The sequence below is a fragment of the Streptomyces sp. NPDC005648 genome (assembly GCF_040605395.1).
Lineage (GTDB): Bacteria > Actinomycetota > Actinomycetes > Streptomycetales > Streptomycetaceae > Streptomyces.
Genome location: NZ_JBEXCS010000178.1, coordinates 1 through 7,548 on the forward strand (window position 1 = coordinate 1; position 7,548 = coordinate 7,548).

Annotated in this window: 8 protein-coding genes and 1 tRNA gene; 7 read left to right on the forward strand and 2 right to left on the reverse strand. The window is 68.9% G+C overall.

The genetic code is table 11. The annotated features are described in order from the left end of the window. Positions 1–118: 118 nt before the first annotated feature. On the forward strand, positions 119–1,174 hold the full coding sequence (locus ABZT17_RS44480) for a UDP-N-acetylmuramate dehydrogenase (RefSeq protein ID WP_356357895.1): 1,056 nt from the start codon (positions 119–121) through the stop codon (positions 1,172–1,174). A gap of 66 nt (positions 1,175–1,240) precedes the next feature. Next, entirely contained in the window at positions 1,241–2,023 is a 783-nt protein-coding gene (locus ABZT17_RS44485; RefSeq protein ID WP_356357896.1) for a hypothetical protein, read from the forward strand. Here the strand turns inward: ABZT17_RS44485 and ABZT17_RS44490 are convergent. Next, entirely contained in the window at positions 1,968–3,008 is a 1,041-nt protein-coding gene (locus ABZT17_RS44490; protein WP_356357897.1) for an adenosine deaminase, read from the reverse strand. The genes ABZT17_RS44485 and ABZT17_RS44490 overlap by 56 nt on opposite strands. 124 nt (positions 3,009–3,132) lie before the next feature. Further along, on the reverse strand, positions 3,133–4,359 hold the full coding sequence (locus ABZT17_RS44495; RefSeq protein ID WP_356357898.1) for a pyridoxal phosphate-dependent aminotransferase: 1,227 nt from the start codon (positions 4,357–4,359) through the stop codon (positions 3,133–3,135). 283 nt (positions 4,360–4,642) lie between these two features. Between ABZT17_RS44495 and ABZT17_RS44500 the strand changes: the two genes are divergently transcribed. The 5 genes from ABZT17_RS44500 (at position 4,643) to rplA (ending at position 7,464) form a co-directional block, all read left to right on the forward strand. Continuing rightward, a tRNA-Trp gene (locus tag ABZT17_RS44500) sits at positions 4,643–4,715 on the forward strand. A 108-nt stretch (positions 4,716–4,823) separates the two neighbouring features. Further along, positions 4,824–5,108: a preprotein translocase subunit SecE gene (secE, locus tag ABZT17_RS44505; RefSeq protein WP_356357899.1), complete on the forward strand. Its 285-nt coding sequence runs from the start codon at positions 4,824–4,826 to the stop codon at positions 5,106–5,108. A gap of 80 nt (positions 5,109–5,188) precedes the next feature. Continuing rightward, a complete protein-coding gene (gene nusG / locus ABZT17_RS44510; RefSeq protein WP_356357900.1) occupies positions 5,189–6,037 on the forward strand; it encodes a transcription termination/antitermination protein NusG in 849 nt (282 codons plus the stop codon). Between the two features lie 184 nt (positions 6,038–6,221). Then, positions 6,222–6,656 (forward strand): 50S ribosomal protein L11, encoded by a 435-nt coding sequence (gene rplK, locus ABZT17_RS44515; protein WP_005481290.1) that lies wholly within the window; start codon positions 6,222–6,224, stop codon positions 6,654–6,656. Between the two features lie 82 nt (positions 6,657–6,738). Next, positions 6,739–7,464, forward strand: coding sequence for a 50S ribosomal protein L1 (rplA, locus tag ABZT17_RS44520; protein WP_356357901.1), 726 nt, complete (start codon positions 6,739–6,741; stop codon positions 7,462–7,464). The last annotated feature ends 84 nt before the right edge of the window (positions 7,465–7,548 follow it).

The following is a 7,548-nucleotide window of genomic DNA, read 5'->3' on the forward strand; positions in this document are numbered from 1 at the left end:
GACGGATACCCCCCGGCCCGGCCCCGACTCACCCACCACCCCTAGGCGCTACACAAGCCCCCACCCAACCCCCGCCGGCGCCGCAGGCATCCACCCACCGTCTCGTACCCTTGTGCCCGTGCAGGAACGACACGACGCCCCCCTCGCCCCGCTGACCACCTTCCGACTCGGCGGCCCCGCCACCCGCCTCGTCACGGCCGAAACCGACGCCGAGGTGATCGCCGCCGTCCGCGAGGCCGACGACGCCGGCACCCCGCTCCTGCTCATCGGCGGCGGTTCCAACCTGGTCATCGGGGACAAGGGCTTCGCGGGCACCGCCCTCGTCATCGCCACCCAGGGCTTCGAACTCCACGGCACCAACCTGGAACTCGCCGCCGGCGAGATCTGGACCGACGCCGTCGCCCGCACCGTAGAAGCAGGCCTCGCCGGCGTCGAATGCCTCGCCGGCATCCCCGGCTCCGCAGGCGCGACCCCCATCCAGAACGTCGGCGCCTACGGCCAAGAGGTCTCCTCGACGATCACCGAGGTGATCGCCTACGACCGCACCACCCACCACACGGTCACCCTCACCAACGAGGACTGCGCCTTCTCCTACCGCCACAGCCGCTTCAAGGCCGACCCCGACCGCTACGTAGTCCTCCGCGTCCGCTTCCACCTCGAAGACGCCACCGGCCTCTCCGCCCCCCTCAAATACGCCGAAACCGCCCGAGCTCTCGGAGTCGAACCCGGCGACCGAGTCCCCCTCGCCGCGGCCCGGGAGGCCGTACTCAAGCTCCGCTCGGGCAAGGGCATGGTCCTCGACCCCGAGGACCACGACACCTGGTCGGCCGGCTCCTTCTTCACCAACCCGATCCTCACCGACACCGACTTCGCCACCTTCCACGCGCGCGTGAAGCAGCACCTCGGCCCCGACACCGAACCCCCCGCCTACCCCGCGGGCCCCGGCCACACCAAGACCTCCGCCGCCTGGCTGATCGACAAGGCGGGCTTCACCAAGGGCTACGGCAGCGGCCCGGCCCGCATCTCCACCAAGCACACCCTCGCCCTCACCAACAGAGGCGACGCCACCACCGAGGACCTCCTCACCCTCGCCCGCGAGGTGGTCGCAGGCGTCCACGAGACCTTCGGCATCACGCTGGTCAACGAGCCGGTGACGGTGGGCGTGTCCCTCTAGATCGACGAAATCCGCGTTGCCGACGACCCGGCCCACCCCCGACCCTGATGCCATGAGGCATCACATATGCGCCTGAGGCTGCAGGAGTTCCGCCCCAGAACAGGCCCGCACGAACACCGGGTCGTCCAGCCGAGACACCCCCTGCGTCACACCTCCCTGACCGCCCCGGACCCCGTCGGCCTGCTGCTGGGCGACCACGACGGCCTGAACCACCTGGCGGGACTGTTCTCCTTCGCCGCCTACTCCCGCCACACGATCGTCCACGTCCCGCTGCGCGACGGAGTCCCGCCCGACGAGGGCTGGGGAGAACGGGTCGACCTCGTCCTGGCCCACCGCACCCTCGGCCTGCGCGCCGCCCAGTGGCCCGAACTGCGCCGGAAGCTCACGCGCGGAATGTCCACCCGCGGAACACCCACGCGCGGAACACCCACGCGCGGAACACCCACGCGCGGAACACCCACCCGCGGCGCCCCGCTGACCGTACACACGGACGAAGCCCGCACCGCCCGGGACGCGGAGTCCTCGAGCGCACGCCGTTCGCACGTGAACGCCCGGGACAAGCTGCGGCACGCCACCCACGCCCGGACGTTGTTCCTGTTCGGCGACCAGGAGGTCTTCGCCCAGCTGGCCACCGACTTCGCCTACGCGGCCGGCTGGGGGCCGCGTGAGAAGCGCGTCGCCGAGGGGCACATGGCGTTCATGACGGCCCTCATCCTGCCCGAGCCGAGGGGGAGTGGCGGGCACCCCCTGGAGGTGGACATCTGCTTCAAGGCGTATCCGCCCTACGCCCACTTCAGACGCCCGGGCGAGCCAGCCATTCGTCGACGCCGGTCAGCAACCTCGCCTTGACGTCCTCCGGCGCCGCCGACCCCCGTACCGACTGCCGGGCCAGCTCCGCCAGCTCCTCGTCGGTGAAGGCGTGGTGGCGGCGCGCGATCTCGTACTGGGCGGCGAGCCGGGAGCCGAACAGCAGCGGGTCGTCGGCGCCCAGAGCCATCGGCACACCCGCCTCGTACAAGGTCCGCAGCGGCACGTCCTCGGGCTTCTCGTACACGCCCAGGGCCACGTTCGAGGCAGGGCACACCTCGCAGGTCACCCCCCGCTCGGCCAGCCGTCGCATCAGCCGCGGATCCTCGGCCGCCCGCACGCCGTGCCCGATCCGGCCGGCGTGCAGGTCGTCCAGGCAGTCCCGCACCGACGACGGCCCGGTCAGCTCGCCACCGTGCGGCGCCGACAGCAGACCGCCCTCCCGGGCGATGTGGAAGGCGCGGTCGAAGTCCCGGGCCATACCGCGGCGTTCGTCATTGGAGAGACCGAAACCGACCACACCCCGGTCCGCGTACCGCACCGCCAGCCGGGCCAGCGTGCGCGCGTCCAGGGGATGCTTCATCCGGTTCGCGGCGACGAGCACCCGCATTCCGAGTCCCGTCTCCCGCGAGGTGGTCTCCACCGCGTCCAGGATGATCTCCAGCGCGGGGATCAACCCGCCCAGCCGAGGCGCGTACGACGTCGGGTCGACCTGGATCTCCAGCCACCCCGAGCCGTCGCGCACATCCTCCTCGGCCGCCTCCCGCACCAGCCGCCGGATGTCGTCCGGCTCCCTGAGGCACGAACGGGCGGCGTCGTACAGCCGCTGGAACCGGAACCAGCCGCGCTCGTCGGTGGCCCGCAGTTTCGGGGGTTCCCCGCTGGTCAGTGCGTCGACCAGCGCCTCGGGGAGCCGCACCCCGTACTTGTCGGCCAGTTCCAGGACCGTCGCCGGCCGCATCGAGCCGGTGAAGTGCAGGTGCAGATGGGCTTTCGGCAGCTCAGAGACATCACGTACGTGCTCCATCCCAGGATCCTGCCGTACGTCACGGGCGTCCCGGTAGCGGATTCCCCTTTAGTGGTCTTGCTCGCACAAACAAAGGGGTCACCTCCGAAAAAATCGGAAGTGACCCCCGCGACAGGCCAGGACCTCAGTCCCGCGCCTCCGCCAGCAGCTTCTGGATGCGGCTGACGCCCTCGACGAGATCCTCGTCACCCAGGGCGTACGACAGCCGCAGATAGCCCGGCGTGCCGAAGGCCTCGCCCGGGACGACCGCGACCTCGGCCTCCTCCAGGATGAGCGCGGCCAGCTCGACCGAGTCCTGCGGGCGCTTGCCGCGGATCTCCTTGCCGATCAGCGCCTTGACCGACGGGTACGCGTAGAAGGCGCCCTCGGGCTCGGGGCAGACGACACCGTCGATCTCGTTGAGCATGCGGACGATCGTCTTGCGGCGGCGGTCGAACGCCTCCCGCATCTCCGCCACGGCGGTCAGATCGCCGGAGACGGCGGCCAGGGCGGCGACCTGGGCGACGTTCGACACGTTCGACGTGGCGTGCGACTGCAGGTTGGTCGCGGCCTTGACGACGTCCTTCGGGCCGATGACCCAGCCCACGCGCCAGCCGGTCATGGCGTACGTCTTGGCGACACCGTTGACCACGACGCACTTGTCGCGCAGTTCGGGCAGCAGGGCCGGGAGGGAGACGGCGGTGGCGTCGCCGTAGACCAGGTGCTCGTAGATCTCGTCGGTCAGCACCCACAGGCCGTGTTCGACGGCCCAGCGGCCGATCGCCTCGGTCTCGGCCTCGGAGTACACGGCGCCGGTGGGGTTCGACGGTGACACGAAGAGGACGACCTTCGTGTTCTCGGTGCGAGCGGCCTCCAGCTGTTCCACGGAGACCCGGTAGCCGGTCGTCTCGTCCGCGACGACCTCGACCGGGACACCGCCGGCGAGACGGATGGACTCCGGGTACGTCGTCCAGTACGGCGCCGGGACGATGACCTCGTCGCCCGGGTCGAGGATCGCGGCGAAGGCCTCGTAGATCGCCTGCTTGCCGCCGTTGGTGACGAGGATCTGCGAGACGTCGGGCTCCCAGCCGGAGTCGCGCAGCGTCTTCGCGGCGATCGCGGCCTTCAGCTCGGGCAGACCGCCGGCCGGCGTGTACCGGTGGTACTTCGGGTTCGAGCAGGCCTCGACGGCCGCCTGGACGATGTAGTCCGGCGTCGGGAAGTCCGGCTCACCGGCGCCGAAGCCGATCACCGGACGCCCGGCGGCCTTGAGGGCCTTGGCCTTGGCGTCCACGGCGAGGGTGGCGGACTCGGAGATCGCGCCGACTCGGGCGGAGACCCGGCGCTCGGTGGGAGGGGTTGCAGCGCTCATGGGGCCCATCGTTCCAGACCCGAAACCGGCCCGGCACGCGGGTTTCACAGACTGAACATGTGGGGATCGGCGACTGAACACGTGTCCGGATTCGCACGATGGCCTGGTGATCTTCCACCGGTTTCGCGACGATCTTCCTTCCCCAAGGCCCCTACGGGCGCTTTCTGTTCGACGGAGGGCTTCGGACCACGTACACTCTCACCTCGTTGGCCTTCAGCAGCCGCGCCGCGAGCGGTGCACACCGAGCACCCGGTCGGATGCGGTACGTTGGGGGACACCACAAAGGGTCGTAGCTCAATTGGTAGAGCACCGGTCTCCAAAACCGGCGGTTGGGGGTTCAAGTCCCTCCGGCCCTGCTACACACACCTTCGCCAGGATGTGTGCGCATGTACGTACAGCAATGCACCGCCGTGCGGCTCAGACCGGGCGCGGCACGGCCACGACCCGGGAACAGGTGAGGACGAATGGCGGACGCCGTGGGCTCCATCGACACGCCTGACGCCCAGGACGAGGCGCAGGAGACGAAGAAGGCCCGCAAGGGCGGCAAGCGGGCCAAGAAGGGCCCGTTCAAGCGGCTTGCCATTTTCTACCGTCAGGTCATCGCAGAGCTTCGCAAGGTCGTCTGGCCCACGCGTAACCAGCTGACGACGTACACGACCGTGGTGATCGTCTTCGTCGTCATCATGATCGGCCTGGTGACCGTGATTGACTATGGACTCAGCCACGCCGCGAAGTACGTCTTCGGCTGAGCCGAGAGCGAAGGGCGCCGCGGTTACCGGCGCCCCTTTCGCATGTTCCACCCCTATGTATCCAGGAAGAAGCAGCCACCGTGTCTGAGCAGAACCTGAACGACGCCATCGAGCCCGACGAGTCTGTCGATGACGAGCTCGACATCGTCGAAGGCGCGGACGACGACCTGGACGAGTTCGAGGCTGCCGACGCCGAGGCCGGGGAGCCCGCCGAGGAGGACGCCGTCCACGTCGTGGACGAGAACGCCGACGTCGAGGACGAGGACGCCGAGGAAGCGGCAGCCGAGGAGGAGGCCGAGCCGGCCGAGCCCGTCGACCCCGTTCAGGCTCTCCGCGACGAGCTGCGTGTCCTTCCCGGTGAGTGGTACGTCATCCACACGTACGCCGGTTACGAGAACCGCGTGAAGACCAACCTGGAGCAGCGCGCCGTCTCGCTGAACGTCGAGGACTACATCTTCCAGGCCGAGGTGCCGCAGGAAGAGGTCGTCCAGATCAAGAACGGCGACCGCAAGACGATCAAGCAGAACAAGCTGCCGGGTTACGTCCTGGTCCGGATGGACCTCACCAACGAGTCCTGGGGTGTCGTCCGCAACACCCCGGGCGTCACCGGCTTCGTGGGCAACGCCTACGACCCCTACCCGCTGACCCTGGACGAGATCGTCAAGATGCTCGCTCCGGAGGCCGAGGAGAAGGCCGCCCGTGAGGCCGCCGAGGCCGAGGGCAAGCCCGTTCCGCAGCGCAAGGTCGAGGTCCAGGTGCTGGACTTCGAGGTGGGCGACTCGGTCACCGTCACCGACGGCCCGTTCGCCACGCTGCAGGCGACGATCAACGAGATCAACCCCGACTCCAAGAAGGTCAAGGGCCTCGTCGAGATCTTCGGTCGCGAGACGCCGGTCGAGCTGTCGTTCGACCAGATCCAGAAGAACTAGTTCCCAAGCCAGTTCTTCCGGCTTCCAGAAGAGCTTCCGGCCAGGTCAGGCAAGCGCTCGATCGCTCGCCTGACCTGCTCGGTTTTTGGCCGCGCATCTATACCCGCTATCGTTGTGCGGTATGCCTGCGTTCGGGTGGTCCTCGCGCGCAGGCAGGACCCGAATCGAAAGGACCCGGAGAGTAATGCCTCCCAAGAAGAAGAAGGTCACGGGGCTCATCAAGCTCCAGATCAACGCCGGTGCGGCGAACCCGGCCCCGCCGGTCGGCCCCGCGCTGGGTCAGCACGGCGTCAACATCATGGAGTTCTGCAAGGCGTACAACGCCGCGACCGAGTCGCAGCGTGGCTGGGTGATCCCGGTGGAGATCACGGTCTACGAGGACCGCTCCTTCACCTTCGTCACCAAGACGCCGCCGGCCGCGAAGATGATCCTCAAGGCCGCGGGAGTGGAGAAGGGCTCCGGCGAGCCGCACAAGACCAAGGTCGCCAAGATCACCGAGGCGCAGGTCCGCGAGATCGCCACGACCAAGCTCCCCGACCTCAACGCCAACGACCTGGACGCCGCGTCGAAGATCATCGCCGGCACCGCCCGCTCCATGGGCATCACGGTCGAGGGCTGAGCCCCACCCCCCGTACATCAAGCAGAAGTGGCAGGGCCGGCTCGGCCCGTACCACGACTCCTCAGCACACACAGGAGAAGTAGTGAGCAAGCGCAGCAAGGCGCTCCGCGCTGCGGACGAGAAGATCGACCGGGAGAAGCTGTACGCCCCGCTCGAGGCCGTCCGTCTCGCCAAGGAGACCTCCACGACCAAGTTCGACGGCACCGTCGAGGTCGCCTTCCGTCTGGGTGTCGACCCGCGCAAGGCCGACCAGATGGTCCGTGGCACCGTGAACCTTCCGCACGGCACCGGTAAGACCGCCCGGGTCCTGGTCTTCGCGACCGGTGACCGTGCCGAGGCCGCGCGTGCCGCGGGCGCCGACATCGTCGGCGCCGACGAGCTGATCGACGAGGTCTCGAAGGGCCGCCTGGACTTCGACGCCGTCGTCGCCACCCCGGACCTCATGGGCAAGGTCGGCCGCCTCGGCCGTGTGCTCGGTCCCCGTGGTCTCATGCCGAACCCCAAGACCGGCACCGTGACCCCGGACGTGACGAAGGCCGTCAACGACATCAAGGGCGGCAAGATCGAGTTCCGCGTCGACAAGCACTCGAACCTGCACTTCATCATCGGCAAGACGTCCTTCGAGGACGACAAGCTGGTGGAGAACTACGGCGCCGCGCTGGAGGAGATCCTCCGTCTGAAGCCGTCCGCCGCCAAGGGTCGCTACATCAAGAAGGCCGCGGTCTCCACCACCATGGGCCCCGGCATCCCGGTGGACCCGAACCGCACCCGCAACCTCCTCGTCGAGGAGGACCCGGCCGCCGTCTGAGCCCCGCGCTCACCCCGCTTCGCGGCCTCCGTGATCGCGCCCTCCAGCAGGGCCTCGAAGACCCCGGCGTCCCTCCACTGCTGG